The sequence below is a fragment of the Xanthobacter agilis genome (assembly GCF_021730435.1).
GTDB lineage: Bacteria > Pseudomonadota > Alphaproteobacteria > Rhizobiales > Xanthobacteraceae > Xanthobacter > Xanthobacter agilis.
The window spans coordinates 121,815-144,109 of the sequence record NZ_JABWGX010000006.1 but is presented as its reverse complement, the minus strand read 5'-3'; the positions used below and the strand labels follow the sequence as shown (position 1 = coordinate 144,109).

Below are 22,295 nucleotides of genomic sequence, written 5' to 3'. Positions count from 1 at the left end.
CGCCCCGGCCTCAATCGCACCGCGAGGCGCCCGGCGGTGGAGCCGGCGGACGCCGGCCCGTCAGAACTCCAATTGGGTGAACTGGCCCGCCTTGCGGAACCGCCAAAGATAGGTCGGCAGCTCGACCCGGAGGGCGGTCGCCATCACGCCAAGCCCGGCCAGGGTGCGCTCTTCGCTCACCGCGGTCGCGGACACGACATTGTCGGCCTTCAGCATGGCCACCTGATCGGTGGTCAAAGGCGCGCCGGGAATCCACTGGGTAAGGCCCGCGATCAGGCTCGCGAGGCCGAACGGCACGGGCAGCAGCAGCTTCTTGGCGCCGATCTCGCGCAGCATCAGCTCCATCAGCTCCCTGAAGGTGCGCACTTCCGGCCCGCCCAGCTCGTAGATGGCGCCGGGCTTGGCCTTGCCGTCCACCGCGCGCGCCACCGCGAGCGCCACATCGCCCACGAATACCGGCTGGAACCGAGTGACCCCGCCGCCGATCAGAGGCAGCACCGGCGACAGCTGCGCCATGGCGGCGAACCGGTTGAAGAACATGTCTTCCTGCCCGAACACCAAGGACGGCCGCAGGATGACGGCCGCGCCATGGGCCGCGTGCACCGCCTCCTCGCCGTCGGCCTTGCTGCGGCCATAGCCGGACGGCGAACCCTTGTCGGCGCCGATGGCGGAAACGTGAACCAGCGGCAGGCCAGCCTTGGCGGCGACATTGGCCACGGTGCGGGCGCCGGTCACGTGCACGGCGTCGTAGCGCTGCCGACCGCTCTCCACCAGCACGCCCACCAGATTCACCACGGCGGACGCCCCCGCCACCGCACGCTCCACCGACTCAGGGAAGCGCACGTTGGCCTGCACCACCTGCACCTGCCCCACATAGCCGAGGGGCTGCAGGAAACCCGCAAGCTCCGGCCGGCGCACGGCCACCCGCACGCGATAGCCCCTCTGCGCCAGCGCCCGCACCACATGCCGGCCCAGGAAGCCCGAGCCCCCGAACACCGTCACCAGGCTGTCGTTCACCGGACGATCGGTCACCGCCACGTCGCTCATGCCTGACCCCCGCTCCTATCTGCCCGTTCAGCCGGCTGCTGTGACGGCCCCGGCCCCTGATCGCGGCATGCGGCCGGGCCACCCGGACGCACACTTATATAGAACGTCGCCAGGACATACGCGATGGAGACCGTTTCCGTCCAGCGGCCAAGAGACTCAACATCAGGTTCAAGCAGCCGAACCTCAGGTCCCGCAGATCCACCCTTGAGGTCCGGAGGTCCGTGAGCGATCCATTGGCGCTCCGCGGCGGGCCGCGGCGGAGCGCCGAATGGGCCCCGGCTTGACGGCGGGGCCTGCGCCCACTATAAGCCCGGCACTTCGCAGGTGGCGCGAGCCGCCCGCGTTTTCAGCCATTCCAACGCAGGACGGGTTGGCCGCAAGGCAGCGATCCGCATTGCGCAAACCAGCAAGGACGGCCGATGGCCAATACGCCTTCCGCCAAAAAGGCGGCGCGCAAGATCGAGCGCCGCACTGAAGTAAACCGTTCGCGTCGCTCTCGCGTGCGCACCTATCTGCGCAAGCTCGAGGATGCCATCGGCACCGGCGACGCCGCCGCTGCCGCCGCTGCCTTCAAGGTGGCCGAGCCCGAGATCATGCGGGCCGTCACCAAGGGCGTGCTGCACAAGAATACCGCGTCCCGCAAGGTGTCCCGCCTCGCGGCGCGGGTGCGCAAGCTGAGCGCCTGATCGCGGGCACGTGACGCGCCTCGCATCTTCTGGCTGCTGAGGTCCGCCAGTTCTCAGGTTGCAAAAGGCCCGGCTGAGCCGGGCCTTTTTTGTGCTCCCGCGGCCGCTCCGAGCGTCGCCAAATGCGAATCGCACCCCCTGCCCAATCCGCATTACGCGTCAAGTCGAGCACCCCCCGGAGCCTGCACCCCGCTTCCCTCACCCGCTTTTCCATCGCGCAGAAAATCAATATGCGGCTTAGCGACTTAAGGGGCAAAGCCCGACCCGCCCCCTCTCCCCCTCCCGCCATGGGTACGAAAACACCGGACCACACGTGCCCCGCGAAGCCGGCATGATCGTACGGAAGGCTGGGATTCTCGCTGCTTCGCCAGAGGTTTGCCGACTGACTGAAGCGCTTGTGGATGGGCTTCAAAGCGACCTTTTTACCCGCTATCCCACAAGGGAGGGGAAAGGCGTTGCACCCCCCCGAGGGGCTGTGTATGTTCAATTTCACCTCGGGGGCGAAACCGAGATTTCACCAACAGATTGAAGGTTTCGAGACTCTTCGCAGGAGAAGAAGAAAGTGCCTTGCCTTTAAGTATACAAGACACTCCTGACATCTTCTGTGTTTTCCACACCTACGGACTTCAACCTGCGAAAGCTATGCTGAGAGCGGACATCAGATCTCCTCTCCGGTGATTTAAAAGCAGCAAGAAATCTGGTTCATTCAAGCGACGGCCGGGGGGCACCCGCCGGCGATAGATGGGGCGGCTATGACTTTACGCACACGCAGCGGATTGAATGCAGCAGCTCTTGCCTCTTCGCTCTTCCGGTGCGCCGTCTGGCCCGCCCCATCGCTGCCCCCCAGCCCTGCGCGCGCACGGACCGGTGCGGTCCCCGCCAACGCGATGACGAGCGCATGATGCCGCAATAGCGCACCATCGCACGGGAAACAGACCGCTTCTTTTGACCCCAACCCGCGCATGAGGACCACGCCGCCCGCTCCGGGCGCGAAGGAGACCTGCGCACCAATCGGGACCGCGCTTCGGGCGCGGCAGGATTTTTATGCTCAAACCGCAGTCCACCGATGATACACGCCCTGGCAGAACCGCCTTTCCCGCGGGCCTTGCCGTCACAGTGGGGACCGATGCCGAAATGACCCCTTGGGAGCGTGTGCGCCAGCGCCTTCACGACGAGATCGGAGAAGAGAAGTTCTCAAGCTGGTTTGCCCGCATGGAGCTCGACGGACTCAGCGACGAAACCGTGCATCTTTCGGTTCCCACGCGTTTCTTGAAATCCTGGATCCAGGAGAACTATCTGCCGCGGATCTCCGAGCTGTTCGCGGAAGAAAGCGGCGCCCGGCGCCGGGTGGACGTGGCGGTGCGCAGCGCGGTGGCCCGTCCCATGCCGCTGAAGGCCTCCGGCCGGCGTGAAGTGGTGAGCGAGCGCAGCCCCGAGGCGCGCCCCACCCGGACCGTCCCGGCGACCGCGACGGTGATGCCCGCGTCAGCGACGGCCAATGCCTCGGTCAACAGCATTGCCTCCGACATGTCGTCGGGCTCGCCGCTGGACCCGCGGCTGACCTTCGACACCTTCGTGGTGGGCAAGTCGAACTCGCTGGCCCACGCCGCCGCCCGGCAGGTGGCCGAGGCCGCCAGCGGCGCCAATCCCGTGTTCAACCCACTTTACCTGCACGCGGCGGTGGGCCTCGGCAAGACTCACCTATTGCAGGCCGTGGTCTGGGCCGCGGGGCAGAAGGGCCGACGCGCCATCTATCTCACCGCCGAGCGCTTCATGTACGGCTTCGTGGCCGCCCTGAAGACCCATTCGGCCATCGCCTTCAAGGATGCCCTGCGCACCATCGACACCCTGGTGATCGACGATCTCCAGTTCCTGAAGGGCAACAATCTCCAGCAGGAATTCTGCCACACCCTCAATGCGTTGCTCGATGGCGGGCGGCAGGTGGTGGTGGCCGCCGACTGCGTGCCGTCCGACCTTGAGCATCTCGACGAGCGGGTGCGCTCGCGGCTCGCCGGCGGACTGGTGGTGGAACTTGCCCCACTGGAGGAGGACCTGCGCCTCCAGATCCTGAAGACCCGCTACCAGGCCCTGGCCGAGCAGCACGCCGGCTTCACCGTGCCGGCCCCGGTGCTGGAATTCCTCGCCCGCTCCATGGGCCAGAGCGGCCGCGATCTCGACGGCGCGCTCAACAAGCTTCTGGCCTTCAACCAGCTCACCAGCGAACCGGTGACCCTGGAGATGGCCGAGAACGCCATCAAGGACATCATCCGCCCCTGCGACCCCAAGCGGGTGCGGGTGGACGACATCCTGCGCATCGTGGCCAAGCACTACAATGTGTCCCGCGCGGATCTCCTCTCCCAGCGCCGCACCGCCAATGTGGTGAAGCCGCGCCAGGTGGCCATGTTTCTGGCGAAGACCCTCACCCTGCGCTCGCTGCCGGAGATCGGCCGGCGCTTCGGTGGGCGCGACCACACCACGGTGCTGCACGCAGTGCGCAAGATCGACCGCCTCCTCGGCACCGATCGCGCCCTTGCTGACGAAATCGAGGTCCTGAAGCGCGCCATTCAGGAGGCGTGAGCGGACGCGCGGCCCCATCTCGCCCTTTCAAATCCCCCTGCCGAAGGCCGGCGAGCCCATCTCGCCGGCCTTCGGCGTTTTTGGCGCGACCTTGGCGCGACCGCGCAGCCGGCGAACCGTCGCGCCCCCTCGGGAGCGGCCCTGTGGATTGGCCGGGACAAGCGGGGCCGTTGCGGGAAATTCGCCCCTTACCCTTGCTTTGCGCGGGCGTGAGCGGCAATGTCGGCGGCCCGGCGCTCGCTTGTGCGAATGCCGCTACCCTGGAGCAGTTCCGGTGCGCCCCGCGAGGGGGGGACCGGGCCGATGTTCCTGTCCTTTGAATGTGGAGGCGACCTTGCCGTTCGGATCGACCGCATCCGGCGAGGTTCGGTTCCGGAGCGTTTTCGAGCGGGTCGGGGGCCGGTCCGCGTGAAGAAAATGCTTAAGATCCATGATCTGGAGGGTCCCACGGGCGCCTGAGGCGGACCGGGGACGCGCCAGAGCGAAGAACAAGCGGGCCAGGGCCATGAAGGTCACCGTCGAGCGCACCGAACTTCTGAAGTCGCTCAGCCATGTGCATCGCGTCGTCGAGCGGCGCAACACCATCCCGATTCTCGCCAACGTGCTCATGCGCGCCGGCAAGAGTGGGCTGGAGCTCAAGGCCACCGACCTCGACCTGGAGGTGGTGGAGACGGTGCCCGCCGAGGTGGGCCAGCCGGGCGCCACCACGGTGCCGGCGCATGTGCTGTACGACATCGTGCGCAAGCTTCCCGAGGGCGCGCAGGTGCAGCTTGAAGCCGGCGGCGAGCGCGGCACCCTCACCGTGCGCGCCGGCCGTGCCCGGTTCCAGTTGCAGACCCTGCCGGAAGCCGATTTCCCGGACCTGGCCGCCGGCGACTTCCCCCACACCTTCAAGGTGAAGGGGGTGGAGTTCCGCCGCCTGGTGGATAAAACCCAGTTCGCCATCTCCACCGAGGAGACGCGGTATTATCTCAACGGCATCTATCTGCATGTGACCGATGCCGCCGCCACCGGCAAACCCATGCTGCGGGCGGTCGCCACCGACGGCCACCGCCTCGCCCAGGCGGAGCTGGACGCGCCGGAGGGCGCCGCCGGGCTGCCGGGCGTCATCGTCCCGCGCAAGACCGTGGCCGAGATCCAGAAGCTGCTGGAGGACAAGGAAGCGGAAGCCACGGTCTCCGTCTCCACCACCAAGATCCGGGTGCAGGTGGGCGCCATCACGCTCACCTCCAAGCTCATCGACGGCACCTTCCCCGACTATGGCCGCGTCATTCCCCAGGGCAATGACAAGATCCTGAACGTGGACAAGGACGAGTTCGCCGCCGCGGTGGACCGCGTGTCCACCGTGTCCAGCGAGCGCGGGCGGGCGGTGAAGTTGGCGCTCGGCGACGGCAAGCTCACCTTGTCGGTGACCAATCCCGATTCGGGCAGCGCCACCGAAGAGCTGGAGGTGGACTATGCCGCCGAGCCCCTGGAGATCGGATTCAACTCCCGTTACCTTCTGGACATTACCGCACAACTTGAGGGCGATACCGCCGAGTTGAAGCTGGCCGATCCCGGCTCGCCCACGCTGGTGCGCGATTCCACCAAGACCGACGCCCTCTATGTGCTGATGCCCATGCGGGTGTGAGCGCGCCCGCGCCATCCCGCGCGGGGGGCGACGCGTGACGGGACCGAGCCGCGCGCCGGCGGCCCACCCCCGTGATTCCACGCCATACCCCATGCCCCATGCCCGCATCCGCAAGCTCGCCCTCACCCGCTTCCGCTCCTATGTGACGGCGCAGCTTGTCGTTGGGGAAGCACCGGTGGTGCTCACCGGTCCCAATGGCGCCGGCAAGACCAATGTGCTCGAAGCCATCTCCTTTCTCTCGCCCGGCCGGGGCCTGCGGCGGGCGCAGATCGCCGATGTGGGGCACCTGCCGGCCGGCTCCTCCCAGCCCGAGGCCTGGGCGGTCTCGGCCTTGGTGGATGGCGCCCTGGGCGAGGTGCGCCTGGGCACCGGCCTCGAGACACCCGAGGCGACCCACCGCCGGTGCCGCATCGATGGCGAGCCGGTGCCCTCCGCCACCGCTTTTCTCGACCACCTGAAGGTGATCTGGCTGACGCCGGAGATGGATGGGCTGTTCACCGGTCCGCCCGCCGAGCGGCGGCGTTATCTCGACCGTCTGGTCCTGGCGGTGGACGGCGGCCACGGCGCCCGCGTCAATGCGCTGGAGCGGGCCCTGCGCGCCCGCAACCGCCTCCTGGAGGAGAACGGCGCGCCGCGCTTCCTTGATGCGGTGGAACACGAGCTGGCGGAACTCGCGGTGGCGGTTTCCGCGGCGCGGCTGGAGACGGTGGCGCGGCTCCAAGCCGAGATCGCCGCCCATCGCGACGATGCCTCCCCCTTCCCGTTTGCACAGATCGCCCTCGACGGCGCCCTCGAACGCCTCATCGCCGAGATGCCGGCGCTGGCGGCCGAGGATCGCTATCGGGCCGTGCTGCGCGACAATCGCGGCCGCGACCGGGCCGCCGGCCGCACCCTGGAGGGGCCGCATCTCACCGATCTTCAGGTCAGCCACGGCCTCAAGGGCCTGCCAGCGGCACGCTGCTCCACCGGCGAGCAGAAATCCCTGCTGATCGGCCTCACCTTATCCCATGCGCGGCTGGTGGCGGCCATGCAGGGGCTGTCCCCCGTGCTGCTGCTGGACGACGTGGTCGCCTACCTTGATTCGGACCGCCGCGCCGGCCTGTTCGAGGCGCTCGCGCGCCTCGGCGCCCAGGTCTGGATGACCGGTGCCGATCCCGCCGCCTTCGCCGCCCTTGAGGGGGCGGAGCGCTTCAGCGTCGCCCCCGGCCGCATCAGTCCTGTGGCCTGAGTGCCGCGCATGCATGCAAAAAATGGCGCCAGACGCCCATTCCCGACGGGAGTGTTGCATGCAGGCCACCCGTAGCGGAGGCCTGCGTGCTAAAGCCTCGCTCGCGCCTGCGAAAAACTCCGAAGCGGATTTTTCTGCTGCGTTAACCTTAACGATACCTCACCGCGATGACATACGCAGAGAGCAGGCGGGCCTCCGGCTGCGCGCCGTGCGTTGATGCGCGATGGCAATCCGTTTCCTTCCGTGTTGGGCAGACCATGGCCAGTGATCCCCGAAAGCCTGAGTTTCTCACGCGTCGCCTGTTCGTTCTCGCGGCCCCCCTCGCCCTTGCCGCCTGCGTCACCAATTCACCGCCGCCGGTGAATCCGATGGCGCGCATGTATGGCCCCATCGAGGGCGAGCCCCACCCGGTGGAGGCCATCGACATCACCGAGGTGGACCCCAAGTATCTGCGCCAGGAAGTGGACTATCCCCGCAACCTGCCGCCGGTGGCACCCGGCACCATCGTGGTCGACATCAACGACAAGTATCTCTACCTCGTCCAGAAGGACGGCAAGGCGCTGCGCTATGGCGTGGGCGTCGGCAAGCAGGGCTATTCCTTCAAGGGCTGGGCGACCGTCAAGCGCAAGGAACAGTGGCCGCACTGGACCCCCACCGCCAACATGATCAAGCTACAGCCCCAGCGCTACGGCCCTTATGCCGCCGGCCTGCCGGGCGGCGAGGACAACCCGCTCGGCCCGCGCGCGCTCTACCTCTACGACGGCGATCGCGACACCATGTTCCGCATCCACGGCACCATCGAGCCCTGGAGCATCGGCCAGCAGGTGTCGTCAGGCTGCATCCGCCTGCTCAACCAGGACATCATCGACCTTTACGGTCGCGTGCCACCCGGCACCCGCGTCTACGTCGCCGGCTGAGCGCCGGCCCAGGAGGGGGCGGGCACATCCCGGCCCCATCCGCCAGCACCGTTCACCATGTCGCGCGACCCTGGACGGGCGTCCAAAGCGGCTGGCGAAGACGCTGAAATTCGTCGAGATTACGCCCCGGAGCGGACCGGCGGCGGCCGGGACGACGCATAAAGGGCGGCCCCATGGCGACTTCCACCGTACGCACCGTCACCCACGACCTTCTGCGCAAGCTGGGACTCACCACCTTCTTCGGCAATCCGGGATCGACGGAAGAAACCTTCCTGAAGGATTTCCCGGCGGATTTCACCTATCACCTCGCCTTGCAGGAAGCCTCCGCCATCGCCATCGCGGACGGCTACGCCCAGGCCACCGGCAAGCCGGCTTTGGTGAACGTGCACACCGCCGCCGGCCTCGGCAACGCCATGGGCAATCTCATCACGGCGAGCCTCAACAAGACCCCGCTCATCATCACCGCCGGCCAGCAGACCCGCGAAATGCTGCTGATGGAGCCGTGGCTGACCAATGTGGACGCCACCCAGCTGCCCCGCCCGTGGGTGAAATGGGCCTATGAGCCGGCCCGGCCCGAGGATGTGCCGGGCGCCTTCATGCGCGCCTATGCCACCGCGATGCAGGCCCCCGCCGGCCCGGTCTTCCTCTCCCTGCCGCTCGACGACTGGGATAAGCCGCTCGACGGCCCCGCCGTGCTGCGCACGGTGAGCCGGCGCGGCGCGCCCGACCTCGACCGCCTGCGGGAGTTCGCGGACATCCTCTCGAAGGCGTCCGCCCCCGCGCTCATCTACGGCGCCGCCATCGATCGCGGCCAGGGCTGGCCGGCGGCGGTCGCGCTGGCCGAGAAGCTGGGCGGCACCGTGTTCGCCGCCCCGGCGTCCGAGCGCTGCCCGTTCCCGGAGACCCATCCGCTCTATGCCGGCGGCCTGCCGTTCGCCATCGGCCCGCTCTGCGCGCGGCTGAAGGGGCATGATGTGGCGATCGTCATCGGCGCCCCGGTGTTCCGCTATTATCCATATGTGGCGGGCGATTACCTGCCCCAGGGCACGCGCCTGCTGCACATTTCCGATGATCCGGCGGAAACCGCCCGCGCGCCCGTGGGCGACAGTCTGGTGGCGGATCCGGTGCTTTCCACCCGCGCGCTGATCGACCTCGTGAAAGCCCCCGCGCGCCCGGCCACCGCGAGCCGGGTGGCCCCCGCGCCGCACCGCATGGCGCCCCATCCGGCGCGCCATCCCGATCAGCCGCCGGGCGGCGTCGATGGCGTACCCACCGCCGCCGACGTGTTCGCGGCCCTGGCCGAGGTGCGCCCCGCCCATTGCGTGCTGGTGGAGGAATCCCCCTCCAACCTTGCAGATTTGCACCGCCATTGGCCCATCACCGAGCCCGAAACCTTCTTCACCTTCGCCTCCGGAGGACTGGGCTGGAACCTGCCGGCCTCGGTGGGCATCGCCCTGGGCGAGCGCGACACCGGGCGCGGGCGGCCGGTCATCGTCGTCATCGGCGACGGTTCATTCCAGTATTCGGTTCAGTCCTTGTGGACCGCCGCACAAAACAAGCTGCCCATCGTCTTCATCGTTCTGCGCAATGGAGAATATGGCATCTTGAAATCCTTCGCGGTGCTGGAGGAAACCCCCGGCGTGCCCGGCCTCGACATTCCCGGCCTCGACATCGTGCGCCTCGCCGAAGGCTATGGCTGCGCGGCGGAACGCATCGTCGATCTTGACGCCCTCAAGGCGCGGGTAACGCAGGGTTTTGCCGGTGACGGCCCGGTGGTGATCGAGGTGCCCATCGATCCCTCCATCCCGCCGCTGATCTGAGGCCAGGCCAGAGCGCCGCGCGGACCTGATGCCGCCGGCCTCGGTCTTCCGGCGGCGCCAAGCAGGTTCGCTCCGGCGCGGCGCCGCCTTGCGGGGCAAGGTCCCGTCCTCTAAGACGCCGGGACGATCCCTATTCGAACACGAGCGTTGAAGAGTGCCATGGCGAAAGATCTGAAGCCGAAGGCCCGCCTGCCGCGCGGCCTTGCCGACCGTACCGGCGCGGAGCTTGCCGCCACCCATGCCATGCTGGCCAAGATCCGCGCGGTCTATGCCCTGTACGGGTTCGAGGCGCTGGAAACCCCGGCCTTTGAATATACCGACGCGCTCGGCAAGTTCCTGCCCGACCAGGACCGCCCCAACGCCGGCGTCTTCTCCTTCCAGGACGACGACGAGCAGTGGCTGTCGCTGCGCTATGATCTCACGGCGCCGCTCGCCCGCTATGTGGCCGAACATTTCGACGCTTTGCCCAAGCCCTACCGCTCGCACCGCGCCGGCTATGTGTTTCGCAATGAGAAGCCCGGCCCGGGGCGCTTCCGCCAGTTCATGCAGTGCGACGCCGACACGGTGGGCGCGCCCTCGGTCTCGGCCGACGCGGAGATCTGCATGATGGCCGCCGACGCGCTGGAGGCGGTGGGCGTGCCGCGCGGCGATTTCGTGATCCGCGTCAACAACCGCAAGGTGCTCGACGGCGTGCTGGAGGCCATCGGCCTCGGTGGCGAGGAGAATGCCGGGCGCCGCCTCACCGTGCTGCGCGCCATCGACAAGTTCGACAAATTCGGCGTCGAGGGCGTGGCGCTGCTCTTGGGTACCGGCCGCAAGGACGAGAGCGGCGACTTCACCAAGGGCGCGGGGCTGAGTGAACGGCAGGCCGCCGTGGTGCTCGCCATGCTCACCGGCGCCGGCGTTTGCGCCGACGCCGACGGGGTGAAGGTGGAGCTCGACGGCGATGTGGAGCTGGCCGCATTGCTGGCCAGCAACGCCGCGTTCCTGGAGGGCATGGCGGAACTGAACGACATCCGCATGCTGGTGGCCGCCGCCGGCTATGAGGACCGGGTGAAGATCGACCCGTCCGTGGTGCGCGGCCTCGAATACTATACCGGCCCCGTCTACGAGGCCGAACTGACCTTCGAGATCAAGGACGAGGCCGGTCGCCCGGTGCGCTTCGGCTCGGTGGCGGGCGGCGGGCGCTATGACGGGCTGGTGGCCCGCTTCCGGGGCGAGAAGGTGCCGGCCACGGGCTTCTCCATCGGCGTGTCGCGCCTGCTCTCGGCGCTGGCCGCCCTCGGCAAGATGGACAGCGACGCCGAGGTCGGCCCGGTGGTGGTGCTCACCATGGACAAGGAGCCGTCCCGCATCGCCGATTACATGAAGATGGTGTCGGACCTGCGCGCCAACGGCATCCGCGCCGAGATGTACCAGGGCGGCGGCGGCATGAAGGCGCAGATGAAATATGCCGACAAGCGCGGCGCCCCGGCCGTCATCATCCAGGGGTCCAACGAGAAGGCCGCCGGCGAGGTGCAGGTCAAGGATCTGGTGGAAGGCGCCAAGATCGCCGCCTCCATCGCCGACAATGCCGAATACCGCGCCGCCCGCCCGGCCCAGTTCGCGGTGAAGGAAGAGGAGCTTGTCGCCGCCATCCGCGACGTGCTGGAGCGCCGCGCCGCCCCCACCCTCGGCCTCGACGACTGATAGAGCCTCATGCCGGGAAAATCCCGGCATGAGGCCCAAACACCGCGCAGGTCCGTCAGGCCAGCAGATCCTGAAGCGTCCGCGCGATGACCTCGGTGGCCTTGTCGAGGTCGGTCAGGCGCAAGTTCTCGTCGGCCCGATGGCCGTTGGCCTCCTCGATGGTGTGGGGGCCGGCGCCATAGAGCACCACCGGCACGCCGGCTTCCGCGTAAAGCCGCGCATCGGTATAGAGCGGCACGCCGGTGGGGCGCACCTCCTCCCCCACCACGGCGGAGGCGTTGCGGCAGAGGATCTGCGCCAGATGCCGCGCGCCGGCGTCCGGCACCAGCGGCCGGGCCAGCAGGATGCGCTTGACCGCCACGCGCGCCTTCGGAAAATCCGCCGCCGCGCCGGCGATCACCGCGCGCACCTGCGCATCCACCTGCTCCACGCTTTCGCCCGGCACGATCCGCCGGTCGAGGCGGAAGGTGACACGGTCCGGCACCACATTGGTGTTGATGCCGCCCGCGATGAGCCCCACATTGAGCTGCGGCGCGCCAATGCCCGCCACCTCCGAGACCTTGCCCCTCAGCGTGTCGCGATAGGCATAGAGGCCTGAGAGGATGTGCGTCGCCGCCTCCAGGGCGTCGATGCCGGTCGCGGGAATGGCGGCGTGGGCGGACCGGCCCGTCACCTCCACCTCCAGATGCAGGCACCCGTTGTGGGCCCACACCACGCCATAGCTGAAGCCGGCGGAAATGGCATAATCCGGCTTGGTGAGGCCCTGGGCCAGGATCCATCCCGGCCCGATCTCGCCGCCGATCTCCTCATCATAGGTGAAATGCAGCTCCACCGTGCCCTTGAGCGGCAGGCCCGAGCGCTTCAGCGCGTCGAGGGCGAAGGCATAGGTGGCGAAATCGGACTTCGAGACCGCGACGCCACGGCCATACATCACCCCGTCCACCACCTCGGCGCCGTAAGGGTCGTGGGTCCAGCCCTCGCCGGGGGGCACCACGTCGCCATGGGCATTGAGGGCGATGGTGGGGCCTTCGCCGAAACGGTGGCGCACGATGAGATTGGTCACCGAGATCATGCCCGCCGCCCTCACGGTTTCTTCCGGCACGCGGTGACGCTCCACGGTGAAGCCGAGGCCCTCCAGCAGCTCGGCCGCCCGCGCGGCATGGGGGGCGCAATCGCCCGGCGGATTATCGGACGGCACCTTCACCAGCTCGGCCAGGAAACGGCGCTGGTCGTCGGCCCGTTCGGCGATGAGACGGCGCAGCGAATCGGCATCGGTCGGGGTCATGAAGCGGTCCTCGGAAGGCAGGTGCCGCGTCTCGGGTTCCGTCCACGGCAGCGGCAGGCCGGCGGCATCGCACGGGTCGGCGGCCCGCGCAACGCGAGTCTCGCGGCGTCGGCGGGGTCCGCCGATCCGCCGGCCGATCGGGGCCGGACACCGCCGAGCACGGCCCGGCGCGCCGCCGCCGGTGCCCGCGCCCGTCAGGGACGCGCGATTTTCCAGCGCCCGCAGCACTTTCCCGCCCGCCCCTCCCCGCGGCCGCCGGGCAAAGGGCCGGGTCGGGGAGGCGGCGCGCGCAGATGATTGCGCGGCCCGCCGGCAAAGGTGTCTTTCCGCCCGCGACAGGCGGAACGAGGCACTTGGGGCGGGCACCCCGCCCTATTCCGCCGCCTCGGCTTGCGGTTGCGGCGGTGCGCGGAAGCGCGCGAGCAAGTCCGCTTCCTCCGCCTTCGCCGCCGCGAGATGGCGCGCCTTCACCGGACCATAGCCGCGGATCTTCTCCGGGATCGAGGCGAGCGCCACCGCGACCGCATGGTTGTCGCGATCAAGCACGCGGAGCACCTCGTCCATCAGCCGCTCATAATCGGCGATCAAGGCCCGCTCGGTGCGCCGCTCGGCACTGTGGCCGAAGGGGTCGAAGGCCCCGCCACGCAGGCCCTTGAACGTGGCGAGCACGCCCAGCGCCTTGAGCATCCAGGGGCCGAAGCGGAGTTTTCGGGGCTCCCCGGTCGCCGGATCGGGACGGGCGAACAACGGCGGGGCGAGGTGGAACTCGAACCGCAGCTTCCCCTCGAACGCCGCCGCCACCTGCCGCGCGAACGCCCCATCGGCATAGAGCCGCGCCACCTCGTATTCGTCCTTGTAGGCCATGAGCTTGAACAGGTTGCGCGCCACCGCCTCGGTCAGCCCCGCGCGGCCCGGCGCGGCCTGTGCCTCGCGGCGGCGAGCCCGGCTCACCAGCGCCTGATAGCGAGCGGCATAGGCCGCGTCCTGGTAGCGCGTCAGCTCCTCCACCCGGCGTGCGATGATCTCGTCGAGGCTCCCGGACAGGCGACGGGCATCGCTGGCGATCCCGCCTTTCGGGGCGGCAAGGGCCTCCACCGCAGCGGGATCATGGGCGGCGCGGCGGCCCCACAGAAAGGCGGCCTGGTTCATGGCCACCGCCTCGCCATTGAGCGCGATGGCCCGCTCCAGCGCCGCCGCCGACACCGGCAACGCGCCATATTGGTAGGCATAGCCCAGCAGGAAAATGTTCTGCGCCAGCGCATGGCCGAACAGGGCGGTCGCCAGCCGGCTGGCCGCGATGAAGTGGGTGTTGGCGGCGCCCGCCGCCTCGGCGATGGTGCGCCGGATGCGCGCGGTGGGCAGGGCATAATCGGCGTTTCGGGTGAAATCGCCGGGCAGCACCTCATGGGTATTCACCACCACCAGGGTCGCGCCGGGCTTCACCGCCGCCAATACCTTGCGCGTGCCCGCCACCACCATGTCGCCGCCCAGCACCACATCCGCGCCGCGCGCCGGCACCCGGATGGCGGTGATGGCGGCCGGGTCGTTGGCGAGACGGATGTGGCTGTAGACCGCCCCGCCCTTCTGGGCGAGGCCGGCCATATCGATCATGCCGCAGGCCTTGCCTTCCAGATGCGCCGCCATGCCCAGAATGGCGCCGATGGTGACGACCCCGGTGCCGCCCACGCCGGTGGCGATAATGGAATAGGTGCCGTGGATCTCGGGAAGCGCCGGCTCCGGCAGCGCTGGCCAGTCGGTGGCGCCCGTGGCCGCCGCCTCCACCTTCCGCGGACTGGCGCCGTGCACGGTGACGAACGAGGGGCAGAAGCCGCCCACGCAGGAGAAATCCTTATTGCAGGACGATTGGTCGATCTCGCGCTTGCGCCCCCACTCGGTTTCCAGCGGCTGCACCGAAACGCAGTTGGATTTCACCCCGCAATCGCCGCAACCCTCGCACACCCGCTCGTTGATGATGACGCGCCGGTCCGGGTCCGCGAACGCGCCGCGCTTGCGACGACGGCGCTTTTCCGCCGCGCAGGTCTGGTCATAAATGAGCACGGTGACGCTGGGGATGGCCGCGAGCTCCCGCTGCACCGCGTCCAATTCGTCGCGGTGATGGATGGTGAGCCCCGCCGGCCAAAAGGTGCCGGCCGGATACTTGCCGGGCTCGTCGGTAACCACCACCACCCGCTCCACGCCCTCCGCCGCCACCTGGCGGGCGATGACGGGTACCGTGAGGTCGCCATCGTGGCGCTGGCCGCCGGTCATGGCCACCGCGTCGTTGAACAGGATCTTGTAGGTGACGTTCACCTTGGCCGCGCAGGCGGCGCGCAATGCAAGATAGCCCGAGTGGTTGTAGGTGCCGTCACCCAGGTTCTGAAACACATGGGCGCGCTTGGAAAAGGGCGCCTCGCCGATCCAATTGGCGCCCTCGCCGCCCATCTGGGTGAAGCCGGTGGTCTCCCGGTCCATCCACTGCACCATGTAATGGCAGCCGATGCCGGCATAGGCGCGCATGCCCCGCGGCACCTTGGTGGAGGAGTTGTGCGGGCAGCCGGAACAGAAATAGGGGATGCGGGTGGCCACATCCTGGGTGGCGGCGAGCGCCTTCTGCGCCTCCTCCAGCTGCGCCACGCGGGCGGCGATGTCCGGGATCGGCCCATAGGCGAGCAGGCGCTTGCCGAGCGCGATGGCGATGTCGTTGGGATCAAGGGCGCCCTTCACCGGAAACAGCCAGCGGCCGGCCTCGTCCTTCTTGCCGATGCAGCGGGGCTGGTTGGCGGTGCCGTACAATTCCTCGCGCACCTGCACCTCGATGAGCGAACGCTTCTCCTCCACCACCATGACAAGGTCGAGCCCGCGGGCGAACGCCATCAGCCCCTGCGTCTCCAGCGGCCAGGGGCAGCCCACCTTCCAGATGCGGATGCCCAGATCATTGGCCCGCACCTCGTCGATACCCAGCTCGTCGAGGGCAAGGCGCAGGTCGAGATAGCTCTTGCCCACGGTGGCGATGCCGATGCGCGCATGCGGCCCGCCCGAGGTGATGAAGCGGTTGAGCGTGTTCGCCCGCAGGAAGGCGACCACCGCGTCGCGCTTGAACTCCTGCAGCCGCTCCTCCTGGGCGATGGGCGTATCGCCGAGGCGAATGTTGAGCCCGCCCGGCGGCATGGCGAAATCGGCGGGAGGAGTGATCGCGATCCGGTCCAGGCGCCCATCCACGATGGCGGTGGATTCGATGGTGTCCTTCACCGCCTTGAGCCCCACCCAGGCCCCGGAAAAGCGCGAGAGCGCCCAGCCGTAGAGCCCGTAATCGAGGATCTCCTGCACCCCGGCGGGGTTCAGCACCGGCATCATCACGTCCACGAAGTGGAACTCGCTCTGGTGGGCGGTGGTGGACGATTCGCAGGTGTGGTCGTCGCCCATCAGGGCCAGCACACCGCCATGCTTCGAGGTGCCCGCATTGTTGGCGTGGCGGAATACGTCGCCGGAACGGTCCACCCCCGGCCCCTTGCCGTACCAGAGGCCGAACACCCCGTCGAACCGCCCCTCGCCGCGCAGTTCCGCCTGCTGGGAGCCCCACAGGGCGGTGGCCGCCAGATCCTCGTTGAGACCGGATTGGAAGGTGACGGCGTTCGCCTTCAGCACCTTTTCGGCGCGCAGGAACTGCTGGTCCAGCCCACCGAGGGGCGAGCCGCGATAGCCCGTCACGTAGCCCGCGGTGTTCAGCCCGGCGCGGCGGTCGCGCTCTTTCTGCATCAAGGCGAGGCGCACCAGCGCCTGGGTGCCCGAGACGAACACCCGCTCCTGGGCAAGGTCGTATTTGTCGTCGAGGGAGACGGACTTCAAGGCCATGGGGGGCGCCTCCGTGCCGGCTGTTGTCGCGGCGCCGCGCCGGCAGCGGCGGACCTGCCGGAACAGCAGCCCTCAGCCGTTCAACTTTAGGCTGACACGAAGTGTCGCACCCTGCAATTTCGTTGTTTCATGCCATGGCGCAAGGAAATTGCCCGGAAAACGGGCGTGACGCATTTTGGCGCAACGCGGGATAAAACCCACGGCGGCGCAATATGTTCCAGGCGAAGGCCGCTTGCGGTGCAGCGCGGCCGATCAGCCCGGCAACAGGCGCTCGCTCTCCAGATAGCCGGTGAGCAAGGCGAGGCCGAACAGCATCACCAGAATGGCCGCGCCCACTTCCAAGCTGCCACGGGCGATCACCGCCCACCGGCTGTCGCGCCCGGCAAGACGCACCGCGAGGCGCTTGCCATACACCGCCAAGGCGGCGATGGCGGTCACCGTAAAGGCCGTGCCGAGCCCCATGGCGAAGACCGACATCACGCCGGTCATGAACACCCCCTGCGAGAGGGCGAAGGTCAGCACCAGGATGGCGCCGGAACACGGCCGCGCGCCGGCGGACACCACCGCCACCGCCGCCCGGCGCCAGCCGCCTTGCGCCAACAGCACCGGGTCCGGCGCATGGGTGTCCGCGCAGCCACAATCGGCGCCGTGCGGGTCCTCGCCGCGCAAGGCCCGCATCAGCCCACGCCCCTTGGCGAAGGTCAAATACAAGCCAAACACGGCGATGCCGCCATAAGCGGCAATTTCGACAACATTCATCGCCCGCGCCATGGAGACCGCTGTGGCGCCCAAGAGCAGCGCCAGTATGCCCACAAAGGCGATGGCCCCCAGCGCCTGCACCATGCCGGCGGCCAGCGACAGCGCCGCCCCGCGGCGCAGCGTGCCGCCATCGGCCAGGAGATAGGACGAGATCACCGCCTTGCCATGGCCCGGCCCGGCCGCGTGAAAGGCACCATAGGCGAACGACAGGCCGACCAGCACGAAGGCGCCATGGCCGTCCGCCTTGGCCGCGCGCACCGCCTTCACCAGGGCATGATAGAATTCGGACTGTCGCGCCATGATGTAGCCGCCGATGCCCGAGGGCGGAGCGCCGCCGCCCAGGCCGAACGGCGTCGCCTTGGCGCCCTGGCTCACCGCCTGCCCCAGGGCCTGGGCGAAGGCGAAATCGGGAAACATCAGCAGCGCCACCAGCAGCGCGAACGCGGCAAGGCTCGCCAACAGGAGCGCCGCGGTCGCCAGCCACGTCGCCACCCACGTCGCCCCTCCCTTGGCCGTCGCCGAAGGCGGAGCAAGCCGGACGCCGGGCGTCACGGACACTTCACCGTGATCTTATCGGCATATTGGGCGCCGAACGTGCTGGACGCGTTGAGGCTGGCAAAGAAGTTCTCATCAAGCGGAACCGTCTGCTGCTCGGGCGAGACCACATGCTCGGTGCAGCTCGCCGGGGCCCCCACCAGCTTCACCGGATCCTTCTCCGTAAAGGTGAAGGAGATGAAATAGGTGGGGTCGTAAATATCCACAGAAACGGTCCCCTTGGCCGGCTGCGGCTTCTTCAACGGCAAGGTGAAGTGTAGGGTGAGCAGATCATCGGCATAGGTCAGGTAATAATCCACCGGCTCGTTGAAGGCGAGCTTGGTCGTCGCGGATTTCGCGGTGACGAAATAATCGTATTCCTTCAGCGACTCCACATTCACCTGCGCCAGTGGCTTCAGAACGTCGTCGCCATAGGTGCCGTCCTTGCGCCTCTCCAGCCCCTGGAGCGCGAAGGCGGAGAAGGCGTCGTCGAAGGTCCAGGCCTGCCGGAGCCCGGTAAGGGCTCCGTCCGGGCCGTAGACCATCTCGGTCTTCATGGTCACCCACACATGGGGGTGGGCGGCCGCCGGGCGCGGCGAAACGATGGCGAGGGCCAGGACCGTAGCCAACAGCGCGAAACGCATCATCCTCATCGCTCCCTCATCGCTGTTCCTGTGACCCAGGAAGTCGGCCGAATGGTGGCGGCGCGCGCGGCGCCGCCACAGCCGGCGGTCCGGCCGAGGATCAGTCGCGGGCGAGAATCTGGTCGAGGGCCAGGCGGAAATCGCCGGCGATGTCAGGGCGCGACAGGGCGTAGGCAACGTTCGCCATGAGGAAGCCGATCTTGGAGCCGCAGTCATAGATGGCGCCGTCGAAGGTGACCGCGTAAAAGCTCTCGGTCTCCTTCAGCTTCAGCATGGAATCGGTGAGCTGGATCTCGCCGCCGGCGCCCTGCTCCTGCTTGGCGAGCAGGTCGAAGATGGTGGGCTGCAGGATGTAGCGGCCGGAAATGGCGAGATTGCTCGGCGCGGTGCCGGGCTTGGGCTTCTCCACCATCTGGGTGATGGCGTGGGCCTTGCCGTGCGACGCGCCGGTGCCGACGATGCCGTATTGGTGGGTCTGGTCGTCCGGCACCTCGTACACCGAGAGCACGTTGCCGCCGGTCTCATTGTAGGCTTCCACCATGCTGGCGAGGCAGCCCTTGCCGTTCTTCGCCCGGTGCAACATGTCCGGCAGCAGCAGCGCGAACGGCTCGTCGCCGATGAGGTCGCGCGCGCACCACACCGCATGGCCAAGGCCCAGGGGCAGCTGCTGGCGGGTGAAGGAGGTGGTGCCGGCCTTCGGCGTGTCGCGGTCGAGCTGCTCCAGCTCCTTGGTCTTGCCGCGCTCCAGCAGGGTGCGCTCCAGCTCGAACTGGCGGTCGAAATGATCCTCGATCACCGCCTTGTTGCGCCCGGTCACGAACACGATGTGCTCGATGCCCGCGGCCCGCGCCTCGTCCACCACATGTTGGACGATGGGGCGATCCACCACGGTCAGCATTTCCTTCGGCACCGCCTTGGTGGCCGGAAGAAAGCGGGTGCCGAGGCCTGCCACGGGCAAAATGGCCTTGCGAATGGGCTTACGCATGTCGTGAAGTCCGCCTTAACTCTTTGGGAGGCGCGCGGCCCCGGGGCGCATGAATGCCGCGCACCTATCGATCAGAATGCAGGCTGAAATCTGGCGCATCATGGTTGATGTTTCCCTAACCGCAGGGAACCATCGGGACACCCCGGCCGCGAACGCGCCCGCGCCCTCCAAAAGGCATAAATTCCGGGCTTCTGTTAACCGTGGCGCAACCAGCTTGGCCGCCCAGTAGGGACGACATGCACACCAGCCGCATCAGGCGGCGCAAGACGCGACGAGGGCTCACGAGATGGCTTCCACGACCACCAAGGGTACCGCGGTCACGGGTTTCCTTGGCGCCGCACTGGCTCTTGCGGCAGTCGCGCTCATCACGCCGGCCAGTGCCCAGGCCCAGACCACCGGCTCCATCTTCGGCGGCTTCACCGGCTTCGGCGCGCCCCAGCAGCCGCAGGGCGGCGTCGGCCACCCGGAGATGCGGCCCGAGGCCATCGCCGCGGCGCAGGCGAATTTCGGCAATTGCATCGCCTCCATGTGGCCGCTGGCCCAGTCCAAGGGCGTGTCCCAGCGCACGTTCGAGCGCTACACCAGCGCGCTCGAGCCCGACATGAAGATCATGGACTTCATGGACAGCCAGCCGGAGTTCTCCAAGCCCACCGGCGCCTATGTCACCATGCTGGTGAGCGACTGGCGGGTGAAGAAGGGCCGCGAGATCCTCGCCCGCTACAAGCCCGTGTTCGATCAGGTGGAAAAAGCCTACAGGGTGGACCGCTACGCGGTGGCCGCCATCTGGGGCATCGAATCCACCTATGGGGATCCCAAGGGCATCGGCAATCGCAACGTGCTGGTCTCCACCGCGACGCTGGCCTGCATCGGCCGGCGCCAGGACTATTTCCGCGACGAGTTCATCGCCACCCTCCAGATCCTCGAAAAGGACGACGTGCCCTATGACCACCTGAAGGGGTCGTGGGCGGGCGCGTTCGGCCCCACCCAGTTCATGCCCACCTCGTTCCAGCGCTTCGCCGTGGACTTCGATCGCGACGGCAAGCGCAACGTGGTGGATTCCATCCCCGACATCATCGCCTCCACCGCCAACAACCTGAAGCTGGACGGCTGGGAATTCGGCAAGCCCTGGGGTTACGAGGTGGTGCTGCCGCAGGGCTTCGACTACCGCTACGCCAACCGCACCTTCAAGCAGTCGCTGGGCCAGTGGGCGAGCCTTGGCGTCACCCGGCCCGGCGGCAAGGGCTTCGCGCGCGCCTCCGACCAGGCCTATCTGCTGCTGCCGGCGGGGGCCAACGGCCCGGCCTTCCTGATGATGGGCAATTTCAACGCGATTCTGAAATACAACCCCGCCGACGCCTATGCCCTCGCCATCGGCCACCTCGCGGACCGGCTGCGCGGCGGCGGTGATTTCGCCCAGGCGTGGCCGAAGGAAGAGCGAGGCCTGTCCAAGGCCGAGCGCCAGGAGATCCAGGGCCGGCTCGCCCAGATGGGCTATGACATCGGCAATGTGGATGGCATTCTCGGCCAGAAGACCAAGAATGCCATCCAGGATTTCCAGGTGCGCCGCGGCCTGCTGCCGGACGGCTATCCCGACCTCGCCTTCCTGGAGCAGTTGCGGCGCTAGGCGTGACCGTGCCTTCGACGAACCCGCCGCGGCACGGGCGAGGCGCGGACTTGACCAAGGCCCCGTGCGTGACACGCACGGGGCCTTGGTTTTAGGTGCCTCAGGTGTTCATTTGCCCGCGAGGAAGGTCACCATCAGCGTAGCGCCGCCGAGGCAGGCGCGGTTCGGCTGGTAGTATTTCTCTGGCGGATAGAACATGGGGTAGAAATAGGCGTTCTGGCCGGTCTTCCCGCCTTGCGTCTTTGAATTGGGGTTGCCGCAATTGCTCGGATACATTGCGGCACCATATTTCGTGCTCACCGGGCCTTGGCAAACATAGAACGTCTCGCCGCCGCAGCCGAGCGATACCGGCAGATTGTAGGACGCGCCACCGGCATTCGCGCACTTGTTCTGCTTCCACAGCGCGTCGGTGCAATTCAGCGGAATGATGCTGATGTCGTACCAGACGCAGGTGCCCTTGTTGAAGCATCCGCCCGCCGTCGACGGCTGGAAGATGGTTTCAACCATGGTCAGATTACCGTTCTGGGCCTTGCTGCAGTCGAGCCGCACCTTATGGGCCGCGGCCACGCTCGTGACATCGGTGGCGCAGAAGCGGGTTGATGCGTTGTCGTCGGCCACGGTCGCGGTGCAGGTCTTCCCTGCGGCAATGACAGCGCCGTGCGCGACCTCCGTGCAGCCGGCGCCCCAGGTGATCTGGCTCGCCTCCGAATAGGACACCAGCAAGTGCTCGGTCCGCTTGTTGACGATCTGCACCTTTGACGTGTCGGCCGCCAAGGCGAATGTTGGCGCGGCGATGAAAAGCGTCGCCAACATCAGTCCTGCAAGACGAAAAAACCGCATGTGCACCCCCTATGTCCCAGTATCCCGAAAGGAGCCTAGGGAGGTTTTGCGAAGGGTGTCAATCGACCGGCGATTGACGTCCAGAAATGGGGTCGATTTCCGTCATACCCATCCCAGTCCTCAGCGACGCCGGGACGTTGTCCGCCCCCTGGGCCGGCTTCCGCTCAGGCTGGCGGCC

At 67.9% G+C, this 22,295-nt stretch carries 15 protein-coding genes; 8 read left to right on the top strand and 7 right to left on the bottom strand.

Translation table 11 applies throughout. The annotated features are described in order from the left end of the window. Positions 1-60 precede the first annotated feature (60 nt). Entirely contained in the window at positions 61-1,047 is a 987-nt protein-coding gene (locus tag HUW53_RS06225; protein WP_237344888.1) for a complex I NDUFA9 subunit family protein, read from the bottom strand. Between the two features lie 419 nt (positions 1,048-1,466). Here HUW53_RS06225 and rpsT point away from each other — a divergent pair, with 419 nt between their 5' ends. From rpsT to hisS, 7 genes are all read left to right on the top strand, one after another. After that, on the top strand, positions 1,467-1,733 hold the full coding sequence (gene rpsT, locus HUW53_RS06220) for a 30S ribosomal protein S20 (RefSeq protein WP_237344887.1): 267 nt from the start codon (positions 1,467-1,469) through the stop codon (positions 1,731-1,733). Positions 1,734-2,867: 1,134 nt separating this feature from the next. Continuing rightward, positions 2,868-4,310, top strand: a complete 1,443-nt coding sequence (gene dnaA / locus HUW53_RS06215) for a chromosomal replication initiator protein DnaA (protein ID WP_237344886.1) — start codon at positions 2,868-2,870, stop codon at positions 4,308-4,310. Positions 4,311-4,815: 505 nt separating this feature from the next. Next, positions 4,816-5,940 (top strand): DNA polymerase III subunit beta, encoded by a 1,125-nt coding sequence (dnaN, locus tag HUW53_RS06210; protein WP_237344885.1) that lies wholly within the window; start codon positions 4,816-4,818, stop codon positions 5,938-5,940. Between the two features lie 91 nt (positions 5,941-6,031). After that, entirely contained in the window at positions 6,032-7,168 is a 1,137-nt protein-coding gene (recF, locus tag HUW53_RS06205) for a DNA replication/repair protein RecF (protein WP_237344946.1), read from the top strand. 257 nt (positions 7,169-7,425) lie between these two features. Next, positions 7,426-8,085, top strand: a complete 660-nt coding sequence (locus tag HUW53_RS06200; RefSeq protein WP_237344884.1) for a L,D-transpeptidase — start codon at positions 7,426-7,428, stop codon at positions 8,083-8,085. Positions 8,086-8,258: 173 nt separating this feature from the next. Then, positions 8,259-9,905 carry a benzoylformate decarboxylase gene (gene mdlC / locus HUW53_RS06195; RefSeq protein WP_237344883.1) on the top strand — a complete coding sequence of 549 codons (1,647 nt, stop codon included), beginning with the start codon at positions 8,259-8,261 and terminating at the stop codon, positions 9,903-9,905. A gap of 159 nt (positions 9,906-10,064) precedes the next feature. After that, the gene (gene hisS / locus HUW53_RS06190; RefSeq protein ID WP_237344882.1) at positions 10,065-11,594 is read left to right on the top strand and encodes a histidine--tRNA ligase; all 1,530 of its coding nucleotides are present in this window, start codon (positions 10,065-10,067) and stop codon (positions 11,592-11,594) included. Between the two features lie 55 nt (positions 11,595-11,649). Here the strand turns inward: hisS and HUW53_RS06185 are convergent, their stop codons facing one another. The 5 genes from HUW53_RS06185 to galU form a co-directional block, all read right to left on the bottom strand. Then, a complete protein-coding gene (locus HUW53_RS06185) occupies positions 11,650-12,879 on the bottom strand; it encodes an ArgE/DapE family deacylase (RefSeq protein ID WP_237344881.1) in 1,230 nt (409 codons plus the stop codon). A 372-nt stretch (positions 12,880-13,251) separates the two neighbouring features. Continuing rightward, positions 13,252-16,731, bottom strand: coding sequence for an indolepyruvate ferredoxin oxidoreductase family protein (locus HUW53_RS06180; protein WP_237344880.1), 3,480 nt, complete (start codon positions 16,729-16,731; stop codon positions 13,252-13,254). 252 nt (positions 16,732-16,983) lie between these two features. Continuing rightward, positions 16,984-17,982 carry a nickel/cobalt transporter gene (locus tag HUW53_RS06175; RefSeq protein ID WP_237344879.1) on the bottom strand — a complete coding sequence of 333 codons (999 nt, stop codon included), beginning with the start codon at positions 17,980-17,982 and terminating at the stop codon, positions 16,984-16,986. Positions 17,983-18,038: 56 nt separating this feature from the next. Continuing rightward, positions 18,039-18,671: a DUF1007 family protein gene (locus tag HUW53_RS06170; RefSeq protein WP_237344878.1), complete on the bottom strand. Its 633-nt coding sequence runs from the start codon at positions 18,669-18,671 to the stop codon at positions 18,039-18,041. A gap of 97 nt (positions 18,672-18,768) precedes the next feature. Then, positions 18,769-19,653, bottom strand: coding sequence for a UTP--glucose-1-phosphate uridylyltransferase GalU (gene galU / locus HUW53_RS06165; RefSeq protein ID WP_237344877.1), 885 nt, complete (start codon positions 19,651-19,653; stop codon positions 18,769-18,771). Between the two features lie 286 nt (positions 19,654-19,939). On the opposite strand from galU, the gene HUW53_RS06160 reads away from it, so the two are divergent. Continuing rightward, positions 19,940-21,277 carry a lytic murein transglycosylase gene (locus HUW53_RS06160; RefSeq protein ID WP_237344876.1) on the top strand — a complete coding sequence of 446 codons (1,338 nt, stop codon included), beginning with the start codon at positions 19,940-19,942 and terminating at the stop codon, positions 21,275-21,277. A 108-nt stretch (positions 21,278-21,385) separates the two neighbouring features. Here the strand turns inward: HUW53_RS06160 and HUW53_RS06155 are convergent, their stop codons facing one another. Beyond that, positions 21,386-22,117 (bottom strand): hypothetical protein, encoded by a 732-nt coding sequence (locus tag HUW53_RS06155; RefSeq protein ID WP_237344875.1) that lies wholly within the window; start codon positions 22,115-22,117, stop codon positions 21,386-21,388. Positions 22,118-22,295 lie beyond the last annotated feature (178 nt).